Source organism: Sinosporangium album, assembly GCF_900100605.1.
In the GTDB taxonomy this organism is placed as follows: Bacteria; Actinomycetota; Actinomycetes; order Streptosporangiales; family Streptosporangiaceae; genus Sinosporangium; species Sinosporangium album.
On the sequence record NZ_FNCN01000013.1, the window covers coordinates 197,868 to 218,314 of the forward strand.

Annotated in this window: 15 protein-coding genes, 1 tRNA gene and 1 pseudogene; 14 read left to right on the forward strand and 3 right to left on the reverse strand. The window is 70.7% G+C overall.

Annotated elements, in window-relative coordinates; genetic code table 11:
* Positions 1-5: 5 nt before the first annotated feature.
* Entirely contained in the window at positions 6-2,201 is a 2,196-nt protein-coding gene (locus tag BLQ73_RS16280) for an AMP-binding protein (RefSeq protein ID WP_176955489.1), read from the reverse strand.
* Between the two features lie 168 nt (positions 2,202-2,369).
* Here BLQ73_RS16280 and BLQ73_RS16285 point away from each other — a divergent pair, with 168 nt between their 5' ends.
* The 10 genes from BLQ73_RS16285 (at position 2,370) to ispG (ending at position 15,178) form a co-directional block, all read left to right on the forward strand.
* Positions 2,370-3,668: a cytochrome P450 gene (locus tag BLQ73_RS16285; RefSeq protein WP_093171300.1), complete on the forward strand. Its 1,299-nt coding sequence runs from the start codon at positions 2,370-2,372 to the stop codon at positions 3,666-3,668.
* 7 nt (positions 3,669-3,675) lie between these two features.
* Positions 3,676-5,178 (forward strand): aldehyde dehydrogenase family protein, encoded by a 1,503-nt coding sequence (locus BLQ73_RS16290; RefSeq protein ID WP_093171301.1) that lies wholly within the window; start codon positions 3,676-3,678, stop codon positions 5,176-5,178.
* Positions 5,178-5,993, forward strand: coding sequence for an SDR family oxidoreductase (locus tag BLQ73_RS16295; RefSeq protein ID WP_093171302.1), 816 nt, complete (start codon positions 5,178-5,180; stop codon positions 5,991-5,993). The genes BLQ73_RS16290 and BLQ73_RS16295 overlap by 1 nt, the downstream gene beginning before the upstream one ends.
* Position 5,994: 1 nt before the next feature.
* Complete coding sequence (locus BLQ73_RS16300) at positions 5,995-7,356, forward strand: pyruvate, phosphate dikinase (RefSeq protein ID WP_093171303.1); 1,362 nt, start codon at positions 5,995-5,997, stop codon at positions 7,354-7,356.
* Positions 7,357-7,442: 86 nt separating this feature from the next.
* Positions 7,443-8,165, forward strand: coding sequence for a TetR/AcrR family transcriptional regulator (locus BLQ73_RS16305; RefSeq protein WP_093171304.1), 723 nt, complete (start codon positions 7,443-7,445; stop codon positions 8,163-8,165).
* Between the two features lie 594 nt (positions 8,166-8,759).
* The gene (locus BLQ73_RS16310; protein WP_245691121.1) at positions 8,760-9,782 is read left to right on the forward strand and encodes a family 2 encapsulin nanocompartment cargo protein polyprenyl transferase; all 1,023 of its coding nucleotides are present in this window, start codon (positions 8,760-8,762) and stop codon (positions 9,780-9,782) included.
* Positions 9,783-9,817: 35 nt separating this feature from the next.
* Positions 9,818-11,095, forward strand: a complete 1,278-nt coding sequence (locus BLQ73_RS16315; protein ID WP_093171306.1) for a 4-hydroxy-3-methylbut-2-enyl diphosphate reductase — start codon at positions 9,818-9,820, stop codon at positions 11,093-11,095.
* A gap of 26 nt (positions 11,096-11,121) precedes the next feature.
* Positions 11,122-12,894 (forward strand): 1-deoxy-D-xylulose-5-phosphate synthase, encoded by a 1,773-nt coding sequence (locus tag BLQ73_RS16320; protein WP_093171326.1) that lies wholly within the window; start codon positions 11,122-11,124, stop codon positions 12,892-12,894.
* Positions 12,895-12,929: 35 nt separating this feature from the next.
* Entirely contained in the window at positions 12,930-14,066 is a 1,137-nt protein-coding gene (locus tag BLQ73_RS16325) for a terpene synthase family protein (RefSeq protein WP_143020292.1), read from the forward strand.
* Positions 14,063-15,178: a flavodoxin-dependent (E)-4-hydroxy-3-methylbut-2-enyl-diphosphate synthase gene (gene ispG / locus BLQ73_RS16330; protein ID WP_093171308.1), complete on the forward strand. Its 1,116-nt coding sequence runs from the start codon at positions 14,063-14,065 to the stop codon at positions 15,176-15,178. The genes BLQ73_RS16325 and ispG overlap by 4 nt, the downstream gene beginning before the upstream one ends.
* A gap of 13 nt (positions 15,179-15,191) precedes the next feature.
* Here the strand turns inward: ispG and BLQ73_RS16335 are convergent, their stop codons facing one another.
* Positions 15,192-15,707, reverse strand: a complete 516-nt coding sequence (locus tag BLQ73_RS16335) for an Lrp/AsnC family transcriptional regulator (protein WP_176955493.1) — start codon at positions 15,705-15,707, stop codon at positions 15,192-15,194.
* Positions 15,708-15,998: 291 nt separating this feature from the next.
* Here BLQ73_RS16335 and BLQ73_RS16340 point away from each other — a divergent pair, with 291 nt between their 5' ends.
* Entirely contained in the window at positions 15,999-16,481 is a 483-nt protein-coding gene (locus tag BLQ73_RS16340) for a DUF2000 domain-containing protein (protein WP_093171310.1), read from the forward strand.
* Between the two features lie 93 nt (positions 16,482-16,574).
* Here the strand turns inward: BLQ73_RS16340 and BLQ73_RS16345 are convergent, their stop codons facing one another.
* The gene (locus BLQ73_RS16345) at positions 16,575-17,522 is read right to left on the reverse strand and encodes a DMT family transporter (protein WP_093171327.1); all 948 of its coding nucleotides are present in this window, start codon (positions 17,520-17,522) and stop codon (positions 16,575-16,577) included.
* Positions 17,523-17,745: 223 nt separating this feature from the next.
* On the opposite strand from BLQ73_RS16345, the gene BLQ73_RS16350 reads away from it, so the two are divergent.
* The 3 genes and pseudogenes from BLQ73_RS16350 to BLQ73_RS16360 all read left to right on the forward strand — a co-directional run.
* Positions 17,746-17,818, forward strand: a tRNA-Ala gene (locus BLQ73_RS16350).
* Between the two features lie 33 nt (positions 17,819-17,851).
* Positions 17,852-19,084: an SDR family NAD(P)-dependent oxidoreductase gene (locus tag BLQ73_RS16355; protein ID WP_218125885.1), complete on the forward strand. Its 1,233-nt coding sequence runs from the start codon at positions 17,852-17,854 to the stop codon at positions 19,082-19,084.
* A gap of 285 nt (positions 19,085-19,369) precedes the next feature.
* A pseudogene (locus BLQ73_RS16360) lies at positions 19,370-20,447 on the forward strand (DNA-directed RNA polymerase subunit beta); the annotation flags it as partial.

A 20,447-nucleotide genomic window follows, 5' to 3' on the forward strand; every position in this document is an offset into this window, starting at 1 on the left:
CCCGCTCACTCGTCGCGGGCGGAGCGTTCGCGGCGCAGAGCGAGCAGGAGATCCTGGTGCAGCTCCATCCAGATGTCGTGGTAGGAGTCGGCCAGCGGCCTGGCGAAGGCCGCGGTCTCGCCCGCGCGCACGCGGGCGAGCGCGTCCGTCAACCGCCGCGCATATCGCCGGAACCTGGGCAGGGTGCCGGCCGACGAGTCCAGCACGTCCAGCAGGTCCGCGTGGACGACGGCCAGCCGTTCGACGACCCCGGCGTCGTATCCGGCGTCGCCATGGTCGTTGGGCTCGGAGGTGTCATCGCGGATCTGCCAGCTTGTGCAGACCCTCTTGAACTGCCTATTGATCGGAAGGAACCGCTCGTAGTCCGCCTCCAGCGCCTTCACCGCCTGCTCGCCGACCTCTTCCGCCAGCAGCCGCAGATGCTCCTCCCGGCCCGCCGCCGTGAGCGCGGCCATGGCCCGCGGGCGCTCCCGCAGCGTCACCAGCCCCTCCTGCGCCAGCGCCGCCAGATGCCGTGACGCCTGCTCCTCGCCCAGCCCGCTCAGCGCCCCGACGGCGGACACGTCGGCCATCCCCTTCACCCGCAGCGCGTGCAGCACCTCGAACCGCGGCGCGGACATGTGTACGGCAGCGGCCCCCGCATCCATCAGAACCCCCTTGTTGAGCTTTCCCGTCGGAAGACGCGGAAGCCGGTCAACGAACTCGATCTCCCTCGGCACCTTGAACCCCGCGAGCCGCGTGCGGCAGAAGTCGACCAGCTCCGCCCGGGGCTCGCCGTCCCGGCCGGGGTCGCGCAACTGCACGACGGCCTTGACCCGCTCGCCGAACTCCGGGTCCGGCACCCCGAACACGGCGGCGTCGGCGACGGACGGATGCAGCATCAAGGCGTGTTCGACCTCGGTCGGGTAGACGTTGACGCCGCCGGTGACGATGGTGTGGCCCTCCCTGCCGACGAGGTACAGGAACCCGTCCTCGTCGAGCCGGCCGAGGTCGCCGACGCTGCGCCGGCCGTGCGGGTCGACGCCCACCGCGTCGTCGTCGGCGTTGCGGTAGGCGCCGCCTCCGGAGAACCAGATCTTCCCCACGGTGTGCGGGCCGACCTCGACCCCGTTCTCGTCGGTGATGTGGACGCCTCCCGACAGCGCCCGGCCGACCGTGCCCGGCCGGACCAGCGCCTCCTCGGGAGACACATAGGTGTGCCCGTAGCCTTCCGAGGCTCCGTAGTACTCATGCAGGATCGGGCCCCACCAGCTCATCACCCCCTTCTTGAGCTCGTGTGAGCACGGCCCGCCGGAGGTCCAGGCGACGCGGTGTCCGCTGAGGTCGTGCCGCCCGCGGGCATCCGCGGGAAGGGCCAGCAGGCGGGACAGCATGGTGGGGACCCACTGGGAGTGGCTCACGCCGTACCGCTCGATCGCCTCCAAAGCGGCCTGCGCGTCGAAGCGCTCCATGCAGACGACGGTGCCGCCGAGCCCGAGCGTGAGGAGCTGGAAGGTGAACGGCGCCGCGTGGTAGTTCGGCGCGGGGGAGAGGAAGACGGTGTCCGCGTCGATGGCGAGCCTGGCGGTGAGCCCGGCGTGCCTCGGCGGCGCGTCGGCGGGGTGCACGCCGAGGAGCCGCTGGCGGAACGCCTTGGGCCTGCCGGTCGTGCCGCCGCTGTAGAGCACGCGGGCGCCGAGGAGCTCATCGGCCACGGGGGTCGCCGGACGGCCGTCGATCGCGTCGTGGAAGGAGGCGAGTGGGCCGGCGGCGCCGTCCAGGCACAGCCCGAGCGGTTTCCGGCCGTCGCCGTACGGCCCGGGCAGCCCCGCCGGCCCCGCCGGCCCCGGCAGCGCCCCCAGCGCGGACAGCGCCGACAGCACTGTGCCGGCGCGGTCGGCGCTGGTGATGACGGCCGCTGGTGCCCCCGCGGACAGGGCCTCGGCCAGCATGCCCCGCAGCTCGATCTCGGTGAGATGCCAGTTGACCGGGGTCACGTAGAGCCCGGCGCGCATTCCGGCCGCCATGACGATCGGCCATTCGACGCGGTTCTCGGCGATCAGGATCACGCTGCCGCCCGGACCGATCCCGTGAGCGCGGAGCAGGTGGGCGAGCCGGTTGGACTGCTCGTCAAGGTGCCGGTAGGTCAGCGTATGGCCCGTGCCCGCCATCACGTAGGCGGTGGCCTCGGGCCGCTCGGCCGCGATCAGAGCCGGATACATCTGGCCTCCCGCGTGTGGCTGCTGCCGTCTGACTGTGAATCATACGTCGCTCTCTGCCGAGTGATCTATGCGTCGAGCGTTGCTGTACAAGCTTTCTCTCGAAGACTCGATGTGCTTTAGTGATTGAACATTCGCACTCGGGCTGTGTCATCGCGGTGGGGGGCTTCGGTGTCCGATCAACTCAGCGTCGACCTGACGGACCTGTCCGCGTTCGAAGGGGGCGACGACCACCGCCTCTTCCGCCACCTGCGGGAGCACGCGCCGCTGCACTGGAACGACGAGCCCGGAGGACGCGGCTTCTGGTCGGTCACCCGCTACGGCGACATCCGCGCGATCGCCTCCGATCACCGGGCCTTCTCCTCGGCCGAAGGCACGCAGATCGCCGACCGCAGGGCCGAAGGCCATGGCGACCCCAGCATCCACAACATGGACCCGCCCCGGCACAGCACGCTGCGACAGCTCATCGTGCCGCACTTCAGACCGGCCCGGATCCGGAAGCTGGAGGACGAGGTCGTCGCGATCATCGACGCCCTGCTCGACGAGGTCCTCTCCGCGGACGCGGCCCCGGGCGGTGCCCCCGGTGCCCCCGGTGCCCCCGGTGCCCCCGGGGTCCCCGGGGACCCCGGGGACCCCGGGGGCACCGTCGATTTCGTGTCCGCGGTCGCGGCGCGGCTCCCGCTGCTCGTGGTCGGGCGGTTCCTCGGGGCGCCTGCCCGGGACTGCGCGGACCTGCTCACCTGGACCAACCAGATCGCCTCCGAGGACCCCGAGTACAGCGCGGGCCCCGAGACCGCGGCGAAGGCCAGAGACGAGGTGTTCGCCTACTTCCGCGAGCTTGAGGCGGAACGCCGCCGCGACCCCCGGGACGACCTGGTGACCGCCCTCCTCCACGCCGAGGTGAAAGGCCGCCCGCTCAGCCTCGCCCAGCGCAACGCTAACCACCTGCTGCTGCTGGTCGCCGGCAACGAGACGACCCGCAACCTTCTGTCCGGCGGCGTCGAGGCGCTCCACCGGTGGCCCGGGCAGTGGGAGGCGCTCGTCGCCGACCCCGGACGCATCCCCGCCGCGGTGGAGGAGGCGGCGCGCTGGGTGTCGCCCGTGCTGTGCATGCGGCGCACCGCCACCCGCGATGTGGAACTGCACGGCCGCACCATCGGGGCCGGGCAGAAGGTCGTGCTGTGGTTCTGCTCCGGCAATCGCGACGGGGAGGTGTTCCCCCGCCCGGACCGGTTCATCGGAGACCGGGAGCCCAACGACCACCTGGGGTTCGGCTGGGGCGTGCACGCCTGCCTCGGCGCGCATCTCGCCCGGTTCGAGACCGCGCTGTTCCTGCGCCGTCTCATCCAGCGGGGGCTGCGGGTCGAGCTCCAGGCCGAGCCGGAGCGGCTACGGTCCAACTTCTTCCGCGGCATCAAACGGCTCCCCGTACGGCTGGTCGCCTCCCATGCCCGAGCCCCCTATGCCTGAGCCCCCTATGCCTGAGCCGACCACGCCTGAGCTGACCAGGTCGCCGCCCGGGTCCGGGACAGGCGGGACGATCGCCGGTGACGGGTGGCTGGGCCGGGCGCCGTGCCTGATCGACGGGGAGCGGATCGAACCGGCGGGCGCCCTGACCGCCGCTGTGACCGCCGTGGTGGACCCCTATACCGGGCAGACCGTCGGCGACGTGGCCGACGCCGGCCCCGAGCTCGTCGGCCACGCCGTACACGCCGCGCGCCGCGCGGCCCCGGCCTGGGCCGCCACCCCCGCCTCCGAACGTGCCCGGGTGCTGGAACGGGCCGCCGCCCTCCTCCTGGACCGCGGCCCGAGCCTGGCCCGCCTGGTCACACGGGAGATGGGCATGCCGGTCACCCTCGCCGAGGCCACCCAGGGGGAGCTGCCCGCCCGCGTCCTGGCCTCGTTCGCCGAGGCCACCCGGCGGTTCGGCTGGGTGGAGGACGCCGACGGGGCCGAACTGCGGCACGTCCCGCTGGGTGTGGTCGCCGCGATCACCCCGTGGAACATGCCCGTGTACCAGATCGTGGCCAAGGTCGGCGCGGCGCTCGCCGCGGGGAACACGGTGGTGCTCAAACCGAGCGAGCTCACCCCGTTCGACGCGGTGGTGCTCGTCGGCCTGTTCGGGGACGCCGGGCTTCCTCCCGGCGCACTCAACCTCGTCCAGGGCGGCGCGGCGACGGGGGCGTGCCTGGTGAACCGTCCGGAGGTGGCGCATGTGTCGTTCACCGGCGGCGTCGCCGCGGGGAAAGCGGTCGCCTCGGCGGCGGGCGCGCGCCTGGCGTCGGTCACGCTGGAGCTGGGCGGGAAGTCGCCCGCGGTTCTGCTGCCCGACGCCGACCTGGCTCACGCCGTACCGGCCGTGCTGCGCAGCGCCCTGGTGAACTCGGGGCAGGCGTGCAACGCTACGACCCGGCTGGTCGTGCCGGCCGCCCGCGCGGGCGAGATCGAGGAGCTGCTCGCCGCCGCGCTCGCTCAGGTGGCGCCGGGCGACCCGCGGCGGCGCGACGTGAACTTCGGGCCGCTGGTGTCGGGGCGGCAGCGGGCGCGCGTCCGCGCGTTCATCGCGGACGCGCTGGCGTGCGGGGCGCGCCCGGTCGAGCACGAGGACATCGACGTACCGCGGTGCGGGTTCTTCGTGGCACCCCGGGTGTTCACTGACGTACCGGAGGAGGCGAAGGTGCTGCGTGAGGAGGTCTTCGGCCCGGTCGTGGTCGTGCAGACCTACACCGATGAGGCCGAGGCGCTCAAGGTGGCCGGCGACACCGACTACGGCCTGTCGGCGGAGGTGTGGTCCGCCGACACCGAACGCGCCGCGGCGTTCGGCCGCGCGCTGCGGGTCGGGCAGGTCAAGGTCAACGGCGTGCGGACGAGGGAGCGTCCCGCCGTACCGTTCGGAGGGTTCGGGCTGTCGGGGTTCGGGCGGGAGCTCGGCCGCGCCGGCATCGCCGAGCTGACGGCCGTGACGGCGGTGCTGCGCTGATGGGCGGCCGGCGTGTCGTCGTCACCGGCGCCTCCTCGGGGATCGGCCTGGCATTGACGAGGCGGCTGCTCGCGGCCGGTGAGAACGTCGTCGCCGTGGACCGGGCCGCGTGTCCGGAGCGGGCGGTCGAGACCCTGATCGCGGACCTCGCCGACGCCGCCGCGCTCGGCCGGGCGCTGTCCGCGCTCACCGGCCCGGTGCACGCGCTGGCCAACGTCGCCGGGGTGCCGGGCACCGCGCCCGCCGAGCTGGTGCTGGCCGTGAACGTTCTCGGCGCGAGGCTGGTCACCGAGGCGCTCAGGCCCCGCATGGGCGCCGGCGCCTCGATCGTCAACGTGGCCTCGGTCGCCGCGCACCGCAACGTGCTCGGCGAACCCGCCGTGGACGCGCTCCTGGCGGTGGCCGACCGCGCGGGGCTCGCGGACTGGCTGGCGAGGCATCCGCTGACGGGCCCTCAGGCGTACGACACGTCCAAGGCGGCCGTCGTGCGGTGGACGCGGGCCCTGGCCGGCCGGTGGGTGGGGTCGGGCGTGCGGGTCACCAGCGTCAGCCCCGGTCCCGTCGAGACGCCCATCCTTGAGGATTTCCGCTCCACGATGGGATCCCGGCGGATCGACCACGCCGCCGAGATCGTCGGACGGCACGGCGACACCGACGAGGTGGCGGCGGTGGTGGCGTTCCTGCTGGGCCCGGACGCGTCGTGGGTGAACGGGGTCGACATCCCCGTCGAAGGCGGGCTGCTCGCCGCTCGCGCGGCCAGGGAAACGGTGACCGCCGACGGCGTCATGGCGACGTCGCGGTGGAGGGACGGGTGACATGGGCGTTCAGGACGTGGTGCTGGCCGTGGACGGCAGCCGGGAGCTGAGCCGCGACCAGGTGGGGGGCAAGGCGCTCGGGCTCAACCGGATGATGGCGCTCGGCCTGCCGGTGCCGCCCGCGTTCGTGGTCCCGGTGGCGGTCTGCCAGGCGTTCCACGCGGGCGGCCCGGCGCTGCCCGAACCGGTGTGGCGGGACGTGCTGGCCCACCTGGCGCGGCTCGAAGGCGCGACCGGGAGGGCGTACGGCGGGCCCGCGGCGCCTCTGCTCCTCGCGGTCCGCTCCGGAGCGGCCGTGAGCATGCCGGGAATGATGGACACCGTGCTCAACCTCGGTCTGACCGCGAACCTGCGCGACGTGCTGGCCGCCGAGTCGGGCGACCCGCTGTGGGCGGAGGACACCTTCCGCCGGTTCCACCGCGACTACACGGCCACCGTCGGCGCGCCCGTCCCCGACGATCCGCGCGCCCAGCTTCGCGGGGCCGTCGGCGCGGTGTTCGGCTCCTGGTTCTCGGCGCGGGCCATGGCCTACCGCGACCGCCACGGCCTGTCCGCCATGGCGGGCACCTCAGTCACGGTGCAGGCCATGGTGTTCGGCAACCGGGACGGGCGTTCGGGGACGGGCGTGCTGTTCAGCCGGGACCCGGTCACGGGGGCGCCGGGGGTGTTCGGGGAGTGGCTGCCCGGGGCGCAGGGGCACGACGTGGTCGCGGGGGAGCGCACGCCGTACGGGCTCGACACACTGGCCGAGGCGCAGGCCGGCAACCACCGCCGGCTTGTCGAGATCGCCGCGCTCCTTGAGGCGGACCGCCGGGACATGGTGGACGTCGAGTTCACCATCGAGTCGGGGCGGCTGCACATCTTGCAGGTGAGGGTGGGCAAGCGGTCGGCCGAGGCGGCGCTGCGGATCGCTCGCGACATGGTGGCCGAGGGCATGATCTCCGAGTCGGTCGCACGCGACCGGCTGTCGGGCGTCGACATCGCTATGGCGGTCCCCGAGCAGGTGTCTCCCGGCGGGAGGGGCGCCGAGTTGGCCAGGGGCATCCCGGCGGGGCCGGGGCGCGGCTCCGGCGTCGCTGTGACCGGCATCGACGAGGCTCTGCGCCTGGCCGAGGAGGGGGCCTCGGTGGTCCTGGTGAGGCCCACGACCTCGCCCGACGACGTGCCGGCGATGTTCGTCGCGGCGGCCGTGGTGACCGAGCACGGCGGGAGCACGTCGCACGCCGCGGTGGTGTGCCGGGAGCTCGGGCTGCCGTGTGTCGTGGGGTGCGGGGAGGGTGTTGGGGCGCGCCTGGCCGGGAGGAGGGTCACGGTGGACGGGACCGAGGGCCGGGTTCTGCGGGCGGAGGTCTCCACGCCTTGATCTGGACGGGACCGGCGAGTGCGTCGGCACTGAAGATTGCAGTAAAGTGAATGACACGTCACGAGTCAGCGAAACCGGCAAGCCCTATGAGCACATCGGCGTCGGAATACGACGTTCAACCCCATGAGTCTGAAACGTTCCAGCAGGGTGACCACCCGACGGGGTGGCAGCTCATCGCCGACCTGCTGCCCGCCCCCGATGCCAAACGCCCCAACCGCAGAGGCCGGGAGACCCGCGAAAGGCTCGTGCGGGCCGCGGCCCTGTGCTTCAGCGACTATGGATACACCCGCACGCGGATCTCGGACATCGTCTATCGCGCCGGCACCGCCCAGGGCAATTTCTATCGGCATTTCTCCAGCCTGGACGAGGTCTTCCTCGCCGCGCTGCGCCCCGCGCTGGAGGAGTTGGTCGGCGCGACGGCGGATACGGTTCCGGGGCCCGACGAGCAGCAGACCCTGATCAACCAGCATGTGCGCTACCTGCAGGCATACGCCCGCAACAGGCATCTGCTGCGCGTGATGCGGGAGGCCGCGGCCGCCAGCAACAACGAGGGGTTCGGAGTGCTGTGGCTGCGGTTGCGGGGGGCGTTCGTGGAACGTACCCACCGGTGGCTGCGCCGCCTGCACGCGCAGGGGCAGATCGGCCACACCGACTTCGCCCTGCTCGCGGAGGCGCTCGGATCCCTCACCGAGCAGATGGCGTATATCCACATCGGCATCCCGGCCGTCAGCCCGAGGCCGGAGCGGATCCGCGAGCTGGCCACCGTCATCGGCGAGGTGTGGTTCAGGAGTCTGCCCCCGGTCCGGTGAGCCCGGTGAACCTCCTTTCCAGCGCCTTCGTCGGCTGCCCTCCACGGCGAATCCATGGCGAGCCCAACGCGAGTCCGGGGGAAGGCATGGCCGCATTGACCGGCCACCGGACAGTTCAGAGTTGTCAGATGCCGCTTGACTAGTGCAGTGCCATTCGTAATTATGTGACTAGGTCGTCGCAAAATGTCAGACTGTCGTGCATGGTCATAAGCGGGCGCCTTCGGCGAAGAGGCCGAGGTGAACCGCGGGACCCCCACCGGTGAGGCGCACCGGGGATCGGCCTCCACATGCGATTCACCCGTCACGTCGCTCCGCGAAAGGGCCCGATGACCGGGGGTGAGCGGGGCAACAACGAACCGATGAACGCACACGGGATATCAGAGGCCGTTTATTTGGCATTCGCATAAAGACGGGGACAGCGCGGTTTCCGTATGCCGGTCACTCATCGCCGGGACAACGGGGGAGACACCGGGAGACATCTGGAGACACCGGGAAACCATCGCAGCCATGTGTTTCCTGTCGCCGCTGTTCGGTCGATTCCCAGTGAAACCACAGCCAGACGGGAGCAGTCCACACGTGGCAAGCAGTCAGACATTGACCGATGCCCGCCCGGCGTTCGAGGTGCTGGCCTGGAGCCGAGAGGTGGTGGAACCGCTGCTGCGCCAGGCGGTCGACCGCCTCCCCCCGCCGGCCCGGCGGATCGCCGGCTACCACTTCGGCTGGCATGACGAGGACGGAACACCCACGCGTGCGGGAGGCAAGGCCATCCGGCCCGCACTGACCCTGCTGTCGGCCCGGGCCGTCGGAGGACATGAACGCGCCGCGGCCCCGGCGGCGGTCGCCGTGGAACTGGCGCACAACTACTCACTCCTGCACGACGACCTCATCGACGCCGACGAGGCGCGACGCCACCGGCCGACCGCGTGGAAGGTGTTCGGGAGCGCCCAGGCGATCCTCGTCGGCGATGTCCTGCATGCCCTCGCCTTCGACGTCCTGGCCTGCGGCGGGACGGCGCTCGCCGCCCACGGCACCCCGCTCCTCAGCTCCGCGCTGCTCGACCTCGCGGGCGGCCAGTGCGCCGACGTGGCGTTCGAAGCGCGTACGGACGCCGTCCCGGTCGACGAGTGCCTGGAGATGGTGAGGTGCAAGACGGCCGCGCTGCTCGGCGGCGCGTGCGCGCTCGGCGCGCTGGCCGGCGGTGCCGTACCCTCCCAGGTCGAACGCATGCGGGCCTTCGGCGAGCAGCTCGGGCTGGCCTTCCAGATGGTCGACGACCTGCTCGGCATCTGGGGGGAGCCGTCGGTCACCGGCAAACCCGTCCGCGCCGACCTGGCCCAGCGCAAGAAGTCGCTGCCGGTCGTGGCGGCGCTGGCCTCGGGCACCCCCGCCGGCGACGAGCTGGCCGAGCTCTACCACCGGGACACCCCGCTGACGGACGCCGAGCTCGTCCGCGCGGCCGACCTGGTGGAGCTGGCCGGAGGGCGGGCCTGGGCGCAGACGCAGGCCGACGACCGGATGGAAAGCGCCCTGGTCGAGCTCCAGGCGGACACGCTCGTGCCCGGTGCCGCCGCCGAACTGCTCAACATCGCCCGGCTGATCACTCGCCGCGATCACTGATTCCACCTCCCTTTCCGTAGAGGACGTGCTTGACCATGCCTGCCCCTCTCGAACAAGGACATCCGCAGCGCGACCGGGCGGCCTCGGGCCGCGCCGTCGTCATTGAGGACCTCCGCCTGCCGGACGGCTCCGCCGTCCCCTGCCCCGCCGCTCCACTGCTCGCGGGAGAACTGCTCCGCGCCGGCCTGCGCGTGGAGTACGGCACAGCCCCCGTCGCCGGACCCGCCACCGCGGCGACCGCGGCCGACGGGGTGTTCGTCGCCGCGTTCCCCGGTGCCCCCGGCCACGTCGGCCTCGGCGTACGCACCGATCCCGCCGACCGCAGCGGTACGGCACTGGCCCGCGCCGCGCTGACCGACCTGCTCGCCGTGACCACCGCCGCCCCACGCACCGTCCTGCTCGCCTCGCCGCGCTCCTTCTGCGCAGGGGTCGACCGCGCGATCGAGACCGTGGAACGCGCGCTCGAACGGCACGACGGTCCGGTGTACGTGCGCAAGCAGATCGTGCACAACACCCACGTCGTCGCTGACCTCGGCGCCCGCGGCGCGGTCTTCGTCGACGAACTGGACGAGGTGCCCGAAGGCGCGACCGTGGTGTTCTCCGCGCACGGTGTCTCGCCCGCGGTGCACACCGAGGCCGAGCGGCGCCGGTTGGAGGTCATCGACGCCACCTGCCCGCTGGTGACCAAGGTGCACAACGAGGCACGCCGCTTCGCCGCCCGAGGCGACACCGTCGTCTTCATCGGACACGCCGGACACGAGGAGGTCGAAGGCACGCTCGGAGAGGCGCCCGACCACATGGTGCTGGTGGAGGACGTCAGCGACGTTGACAAGCTCCAGGTGGAGGACCCCGCCAAGGTGTCCTTCCTGACCCAGACGACGCTGGCCGTCGACGAGACCACCGACATCATCACGGCGCTGAAGTCGAGGTTCCCGGAGCTGCGCGAGCCCGGTTCGGAGGACATCTGCTACGCCACCACCAACCGGCAGAACGCGCTGCGCATGGTGACTCAGCAATCCGACCTGGTGCTGGTGGTCGGTTCGCCCAACTCCTCGAACTCCCTGCGGCTGGTCGAGATCTCCCGCAGGGAGGGGACCCCCGCCCATCTGATCGAGGACGCCACCGCCATCCGCACCGAGTGGCTCGCGGGAGTGACAACGGTCGGGCTGACCGCCGGGGCGTCCGCCCCACCCGACAAGGTCGACGGCGTCGTGGCCGCGCTGGGCGGCCTGGGCCCGCTCATCGTGCGCGAACACGAGCTGACCCGTGAGACGGTGCACTTCACGCTCCCCTCCAGCGTGAGGTCGTCGTGAGCCCGCACCTGGCCGCCGCGCCCGGAATGCGGCTGCTCAGCGGTATCGCGGGGCCGGACGATCTGCGCGCGCTCCCCGCGGCGGACATGCCCGCCCTGGCCGACGAGATCCGCGGGTTCCTCATCGACACCGTCAGTGCGAGCGGCGGACACCTCGGCCCCAACCTGGGCGTGGTCGAGGTGACCATGGCCCTGCACCGGGTGTTCGACTCGCCCCGCGACGTCCTGCTGTTCGACACCGGGCACCAGGCGTACGTCCACAAGATCCTCACCGGGCGCTGGGACCGGTTCGGCGGCCTGCGCACCGCGGAGGGCCTCTCGGGGTATCCCTCCCAGGCCGAATCCGCGCACGACGTGATCGAGAACTCCCACGCCTCGACCGCGCTGTCCTACGCCGACGGTCTGGCCAAGGCGTTCGAGCTGTCGGGCCGGCGTGACCGGAGGATCGTCGCCCTGGTCGGCGATGGAGCGCTGACCGGCGGCATGTGCTGGGAGGCGCTCAACAACATCGGCTCGGCCCGGAAGCGGCCCGTGATCGTCGTGCTGAACGACAACGGCCGTTCCTACGCCCCCACGGTCGGAGCCCTCGCTGACCACCTCGGCGCCCTGCGGAGCGGATCGCCCAATGCGGCCAACCTCTTCGACCTGCTGGGCTTCGCCTACATCGGACCCGTCGACGGACACGACACGCCCGCGCTCGAAGAGGCGCTCCGGCAGGCGGCAGACCTGCGGCGCCCCGTGGTGGTGCACACCATCACCGCCAAGGGCAAAGGGTACGGCCCAGCCGAAGGCGACGTCGCCGAGCAGATGCATGCCGTCGGCGTCATCGACCCGGTCACCGGGGTACCGGTCAGCGGTGGCAAAAGATCCTGGACGTCGGTCTTCGGCGACGAACTCGCCACCCTCGGCGCGGAACGGCCCGACATCGTGGCGATCACCGCCGCGATGCCGCTCCCGACCGGCCTCGGCCCGTTCATCCAGCGCTTCCCCAGCCGGGTCTTCGACGTCGGCATCGCCGAACAGCACGCCGTGACCTCCGCCGCCGGGCTGGCCCTCGGCGGACTGCACCCCGTCGTCGCGATCTACTCGACGTTCCTCAACCGCGCCTTCGACCAGGTGCTGATGGACGTCGCCCTGCACCGCCTGCCGGTGACCTTCGTACTCGACCGCGCCGGCGTGACGGGCGCGGACGGCCCGAGCCACCACGGCGTCTGGGACGCTTCCCTCCTCCCCGTCGTCCCCGGCCTGCGACTCGCCGCGCCGCGCGACCCGCGGCGGCTGCGGGAACTCCTGCGCGAGGCGGTCGACCACCAGGACGGCCCGAGCGTGATCCGCTACCCCAAGGCGGTGGCCGGGCCCGACATCCCCACCGTGCGCAGGAACGGCACCGTGGACGTGATCCGCGAGGACCCCGGGGCCCGGGTGCTGCTCGTGGCCGTCGGGTCGCTCGCCGCCGCGGCCCTCGCCGCCGCGGACGACCTCGCCGCCCACGGCGTGCCGTCCACCGTGGTCGACCCTCGCTGGACCGCGCCCCTCCACGCGGACCTGGTGGCCCTCGCCGCCGGACACGACCTCGCCCTCACGGTGGAGGACACGACCGCGACCGGCGCGCTGGGAGCACGGCTCGCCCAGGCGCTGGCCGAGACCGGCGCCCCGGCCCGGGCCGCCACCCTGGCGCTCCCGCCGCAGTTCCTCCCGCACGCCACCCGCGACGAAATCCTCCACGCCCACGGGATGGACGGAGCCGGCATCGCGGCGAACGTCATGAAACTCCTCAACGGCACCGCCTGCACCCGCTGACCACCAGTGCGACCAGCAACATAGGAGTCAGTCCTTTGACGGTAACCCTGAGACCGCGAGCGGTCGGCATGCGGCTCGTCCACGCCAGCGACATCAGAATCGAGGGCCTGTACTGCCCCCTTCCCCCGGTCGTGGCCGTCGACCCTACGCCCTACCCCGACGTGCTCGCCTGGATGGAGAGGTTCGACCTGGGGGAGGAAGGCGACCAGCGCGAGGCGTACGCCGAAGCCGGCGCCTACTTCGCCGTCGACAACTTCCCCCTGGCCGACGCGCTCGGCCAACGCCTCCTCGCCCGCCTGTTCGTGCTCGGCTTCTACTTCGACGACGTCTACTGCGAGCCGCTGAGCCGCGGCGAACCGAAGCCGCGGCAGGCGTGGGAGCTGTTCGAGCGCCTCGCCGACTGCCTCATCGACACGGCGTCCCGCCCCGGCACCCACCCCGCGATCACGGCGCCGGTCACCTTGGCGACGGCCGACTTCGTCCGCGACCTCCAGCGGCACTACTCCTCGATCGTGCTCAAGGCGTTCGCGGGCGGCTGGCGCACGTGGATCGGCGGGCTGCGCTGGGAGGTCGCCCTGGACAGGAGGGCGCCCTCGCTCGCCGAGTTCTTCACCGGCCGCTTCGACAACTTCGGCGCCGAGGTCCTGACCGTGGTCGGCGGCGCCGGGAGCGGCCTGGGACTCGACGAACCTCCCGGGCGGGCGCCGTACACCCGTGCGCTGATCCAGGCCGGATGGGCCCTGGTGATCATCTACAACGAGTGGGCCTCCTACGCCAAGGAGCAGCGCGCCGGAACGGGCAGCTCCAACCTCGTGGAGATCACCGCCGCCGAACTGGGCGCCGGCACACGCGAGGCGGTCATCGAGACCGTACGGCTGCACGACCGCATCATGGAGGTGTTCCTCCGGCTGGCCGAGATGTGCCGCGCCGAAGGCGGCCGGTCGGCCGGATGGGTCGACTTCATGAACGCCACCGTGGCCGGCCATCTCACCTTCTGCACGCGAACCAACCGCTACGGGTGGCCGCCGGATCGGGAACTGATCGTGGTGGACCGCCCCTGCGTCACGAGCGGGACCACACCGCTCCCCGAGCCGCTCCACTGGTGGTGGCGGGAGGCGGGCCTGCCGCTCGGCGACGGCTCAGACCACGTCCGGCGAGGGAGCGAACGATGACCACGATCAACCTGGGCATGCCGACGCGGCCGCGCTCCGCGCCGGGGGCGGCCCGCCGCAGGACGCGCCAGGTCATGGTGGGCGCCGTACCCGTCGGCGGGGACGCCCCCGTGTCGGTGCAGTCCATGACCACCACCGTGACGTCGAACGTGGACGCCACCCTGCAGCAGATCGCCGAGCTCACCGCGGCGGGCTGCCAGATCGTCCGCGTGGCCGTACCGTCGCAGGACGACGCCGAAGCCCTCCCGGCCATCGCGCGCAAATCGGCCATCCCCGTGATCGCCGACATTCACTTCCAGCCGAAGTACGTGCTCGCCGCGATCGACGCCGGGTGCGCCGCCGTACGCGTCAACCCGGGCAACATCAAGAAGTTCGACGACCGCGTCGGGGAGATCGCCAAGGCCGCCTCCGCCGCCGGGGTGCCGATCAGGATCGGCGTGAACGCGGGCTCGCTCGACCCGCGCCTGCTCGCGAAGTACGGCAAAGCCACGCCCGAGGCGCTCGCCGAGTCGGCCCTGTGGGAGTGCTCGCTGTTCGAGGAGCACGGCTTCACCGACATCAAGATCTCCGTGAAGCATCACGACCCCGTCGTCATGATCGACGCCTACCGGCGGCTCGCCGAACGCTGCGACTATCCGCTGCACCTCGGCGTCACCGAGGCGGGCCCGCCCCCGCAGGGCGTGATCAAGTCGGCCGTCGCCTTCGGCGTGCTGCTGGCGGAGGGCATCGGGGACACCATCCGGGTGTCGCTGTCCGCTCCGCCCGTCGAAGAGGTCAAGGTCGGCATCGGCATCCTGGAGTCGCTCGCCCTCCGCGAACGCGGCCTGGAGATCGTGTCGTGCCCGTCCTGCGGGCGCGCCCAGGTGGACGTCTACCGGTTGACCGCGCAGGTGCAGGCGGCCTTCGACGGGTTCCCGCATCCGATCCGCGTCGCCGTCATGGGGTGCGTGGTGAACGGCCCCGGAGAGGCGAGGGAGGCCGACATCGGCGTCTCCTCGGGGAACGGCAAGGGCCAGATCTTCGTCCGGGGCCAGGTGGTGCGGACCGTCCCCGAGGACCGGATCGCCGAGGCGCTCATCGAGGAGGCCGTGAAGATGTTCGACGGGGACTAGCCTGAGAAGGTCGTCAGCGCGACCGTGTGCCGGGCGCGGCGTGCGCGCCCGGCGCGGGGTCGAGATATCTGGACTGCACGTGCTCGTAGACCACCGACGTCTGCACGTCGGCCACCTCGCGCCGCTCGGTGAGGCGGTCGATGACGAAGGCATACAGGCCGTCGGTGTCGGGGACGGCGATGTGGATGAGGAAGTCGTTGGGGCCGGAGGTGACGAACAGGCCGACGGTCTCCGGCATGCGCGCCGCCCACTCCCGGAACCCCTCGATGACGGGCCGGGACGGCGGGCGGATGCGCACCGCGATGAGCGCCTGGACGGGGCGGCCGATCGCCCTCAGGTCGAGCTCGGCGCGGTAGCCGCGGATGACTCCGCGCTCCCTCAGAATCCGGACGCGCTCCAGCGAGGTGGACGGGGACACGCCGGTGGCCGCCGCGAGGTCGCGATTCGTCTGCCGTGCATTGTTTTGCAATTCACGCAGAAGTTCACGATCGAGCGCATCAAGTTTCACAGATTCCCTTCCGAGGCGCATGAAGTTCGGAGAGTGTGGCGATAGCTCGTACGGAACCTTAATCTTGCGCGGTGTCAAGTTCAACAGTTCCGCAGCCGAGCAGACCGCCCGGCGCTTGATGAAACAAGTGCCGCTCTGGTCGGGTGTGTCGGGAAAAGTCGGGTTTTCATCTGCCCCGAGCATAGACGTGAGCGGCGCGTTGCGAGAGACAATCGGCTGAGAGTTCAGCCGGTGAAAGTTCACCCTCTGTCCGATGTGAGCGACCGGTTTCCCGTGGTTTAGCTCACCAATATTAGTAAGGAACAAACCCCGATGCATCCCAGCGCATCATCCGGCCTGCCGACCCTGTCGCCCGAGGAGATCCGCACCGACCTCCCCACCCGGCAGGCCAAGCTCAAGTGGGTCATCGTCGTCGACGAGAGCCTCTCCACCGGGCTGGTCGTGAACGCGGCCGTCTGCATGGCCGCCGCCGTGGGCCACGCGATCCCCGGCGTGCTGGGGCCCGAAGGCAAGGACGCCTCAGGTTCCGTCCATGTGGGGCTGCCCTGGGCGGGCTGCTCGATCCTCGCCTCCGACGCTGAGACGATCCACAAGCTGCGGTCCAAGGCCGCCGAGAAGGACGGCCTGCTCGTGGTCGACATGCCGCTGCCGGCGCAGACCTCGCGCGTCTACGACGAATACCTCGGCACGCTCGCGGAGACCCCCGCCGACGAGGTCGTCTACTACGCCGTCAGCATCATCGGGCCGCGCAACAAGGTCGACAAGCTGGTGGGCAAGCTTCCTCTGCTGCGCTGACCCCGGCCCCTTCGGGGACATTCCCGGGGAGGCGGGTGTGCAGGCTCCTCGGCAGGCGTGCGGGGCACGGCTGCGAGGAGCCCTGTGTCGTCTTCAGTGGGGCCGGGCAGGGGCGGACCTCGGCATCCGCAGCGGCTCGTCCGGTGCGGGCGCCGGCTTGGTCCGCACGACACTCACGATGACGAGCCCCGACAGGAGAAGGGCCATACCGAGTCCGGAGACCACGGTCAGCGCCTCGCCCAGCACCAGGAGTCCCAGCACCGCCGCCACCAGCGGCTCGGCCAGGCTGAGCGTGCCCGCCGTACTCGCGGACACGCGGTCGAGCCCGACCACGAACAGCATGTAGGCGGCGGCCGTGGCGATCAGCCCGAGCCACAGCAGCAGCGCCACACTGCCGGGGTCGACCAGGTCTCCGAAGTTGCCCACCAGCACCGGGCTGAAGATCAGCCCGCCCACGATCAGCGTCACGGCGACGGCCGCGGGCATGCTGACCTGGTGCGTCGTGAGCCGCTTGGCGGCCACGGTGTAGATGCCGTAGCAGATCCCCGACACGATGCCGAAGCTGATCCCCGCCGCGTCCACGCGGCTGGTGCCGGGAGCCAGCAGCAGCACGCAGCCGGCCACCGCGGCGAGGGTGCCGAGCAGCCAGGGAAGCCCCAGAGAGTCCCGGTCGACCAGCCGGGCGAACAGCCCGGTGGCGGCCGGGGCGACGCCGAGTGCCACTGCCGTCGCCAGAGCGGCTCCCGTGCGCTCCACCGAGAACATGAATCCCGCTTGGTAGATCCCGGTGGCCACGGCCGCGAGCAGCAGCCATGGCCAGACCTTCGGAGTGAGCAGTGGCCGCAGCCGCGCCCGGCTCACGACCGCTAACAGCGCCAGCGCCAGTCCCCCGATGAGAATGCGGGCCGAACCCAGTGCGACCGGGTCGTCCCCCGTGTCAGCCCATACCTGGACAGGGCCGACGGTGCCCCATAGGACCGCTGCGGCGAGCACAAGAATTGATCCGGCTCCACGTATTGAGCCGAGTCTCTGAGGTCTCATGCCGCGGAGGTTACTGGGCAGTTTTCTGGTGGTGCGAACCATGCCGAACAATATTCGGCGGGAACGTTTTCACCCTCTGACATGTCGAACGTCGTTAAATGTCCGGAGCGCTTGCGGCGCATGTTATGCGCTCGTACCAGACACACCTGGGGATTTAGGGCCTTTGTGGGACTATGTTGAACTCTGATCGCTTCTGTGATGAGAGTGCACTAAGCTCGCCTGTGAGCCCGTAGCGCAGTGGTCGGCGCATCTCCATAGCGTGGGGAGGGACGCTGGTTCGAATCCAGCCGGGTTCACTCCTCGGCGGTCGCAGGGGTGGAAGGAGCGTTGTGGACGTCGCATCCGTGCTGCGTCATCTCGGGGAAGCCCGTGACCTGCCCCTCGACCACCCCGATCGCCACCACCTCGAACACGCCGCTCTCTCACTGGTCCGCGACGGCCAACGCCGACGCAAGCGGGAGCGGAAGGAGAGCAGAGCCCGCGCCGACGGAAAGGTGCTCGCCGGCACAGCCATGGGCTCTCCCGACCGACCGGTCGACGCCCCGATCGATGAGATCCCCGACGCGGGCTTCACCACACTGCGCGGGACCCGCCTCTGCTACATCTGCAAGCAGCGCTACAACCGTGTCGGCGGTCTGTATCACCGGCTCTGTCCGGCGTGCGCCGCCGACAACGCCGCACGCCGTACGGCACGGACCGACCTGACGGGACGCTCCGCCCTCATTACCGGGGGCCGGGTCAAGATCGGTCACCACCTGGCTCGCAAGATGCTCGACGACGGAGCCCGAGTCACGATCACCACCCGCTTCCCCAAGGACGCCGCCCGCCGTTTCGCCGCCTCCGGCGACTGGGGCGACCGCCTGCGGATCATCGGCATCGACCTGCGGGACCCCCGAGAGGTCCTCGCGCTGACCGAGCGGCTGCTCTCCGAGGGCGAGCCGCTGGACATCCTGGTCAACAACGCGGCGCAGACCATCCGCCGCCCCGACTCCGTCTACGCCGCGCTGATCGAGGGCGAGCGGCGACGACCGGAGCTGACCACCGGATACGGGCTTCCGGATGTGTCCGGGCTCTTGCCGGACTTATCCCCGACGAACTCGTGGTCGGCCCGGATCGGCGGGGTCGATCCGGGGGAACTCCTCGAAACCCACCTGATCAACGCGGTCGCGCCGTTCCTGCTGATCGACCGCCTTCTGCCTCTCCTTCTCAACGCTCCCGCCTCCCGGCGCTACGTCATCAACGTGTCCGCCGTCGAAGGGCAGTTCACCGTCGCCAACAAAACCGGCCGACATCCCCACACCAACATGGCCAAGGCCGCCCTCAACATGCTCACCCGCACGAGTGCCGAGGACCTCGCCCCTCAAGGCGTCTACATGTGCAGCGTCGACACCGGCTGGATCACCGACGAGCAGCCCGTGCCCATCCGCGACATGCTCGACAGGCGCACCCCCCTCGACGTGATCGACGGTGCCGCCCGCGTCTACGACCCGATCGTGCGAGGTGAAGCGGGGCACCCCCTTTACGGCGTATTCCTCAAGGACTACACGGTGGCACCATGGTGAACCCGGACGACCTGCTCGCCTGGCTCCCCGGCGGTGAAAATGTGAGTGCCCACACGCCCGGCTGCAGCAGACCTTGTTTCAGCGACGGTAAGAGTTGACGAGTTCACCGGGCTATGGCATCCTGATGCCAGACTAAGAGGTTGACACTATTTATAGTGTTTGGACAGACATTTATAATTTGCGTTATGCTGCCACCTCGCGCTGTCTTCTAGCGTCCCGGATTCTGCCGGGGCGTTTGGCATGCGCGCAGTCCGATTCCATCCGTGCTCTCCGGAAGGACATCTGTTGGCAGCCTCGCGCAACGCCTCGGCCATACCCGCCGGTCCCCGTCGCGTCTCTTTTTCACGCATCCAGGAGCCTCTCGAAGTTCCTAACCTTCTTGCCCTGCAGACCGAGTCGTTCGACTGGCTGCTCGGCAACGAGAAGTGGAAGGGCCGGGTCGAGGCGGCTCGCCAGGCCGGGCGCAAGGACGTTCCGACCCAGTCAGGTCTCGAAGAGATCTTCGAGGAGATCAGTCCCATCGAGGACTTCTCCGGAACCATGTCCCTGTCGTTCCGCGACCACCGGTTCGAGCCGCCCAAGCACTCGATCGACGAGTGCAAAGACAAGGACATGACCTACTCCGCCCCGATGTTCGTCACGGCGGAGTTCATCAATAACCAGACCGGTGAGATCAAGAGCCAGACGGTCTTCATGGGCGACTTCCCGCTCATGACGCCCAAGGGCACCTTCATCATCAACGGCACCGAGCGTGTCGTGGTCTCCCAGCTCGTCCGGTCCCCGGGCGTCTACTTCGACCGCAGCGTCGACAAGACCTCCGACAAGGACCTCTTCGGCTGCAAGGTCATCCCCTCCAGGGGCGCCTGGCTCGAGTTCGAGATCGACAAGCGCGACAGCGTCGGTGTGCGCATCGACCGCAAGCGCAAGCAGGCCGTGTCCGTGCTGCTCAAGGCATTGGGCTGGACCAGTGATCAGATCATCGAGCGTTTCGGCCAGTACGAGTCGATGCGCGCGACCCTGGAGAAGGACCACACGGCGGGTCAGGATGACGCGCTGCTGGACATCTACCGCAAGCTGCGGCCGGGCGAGCCGCCGACCAAGGAGTCGGCGCAGACCCTGCTGGAGAACCTCTACTTCAACCCCAAGCGCTACGACCTGGCCAAGGTCGGCCGCTACAAGATCAACAAGAAGCTCGGGGTCGACGCCGAGATCAACCAGAGCACGCTGACCGAGGCCGACATCGTCGCCACGATCGAGTACATCGTCCGGCTGCACGCCGGCGAGGAGTCGATGCCGGGCGCCAACGGTGAGGTCGTCGTCGAGACCGACGACATCGACCACTTCGGCAACCGCCGCCTGCGCA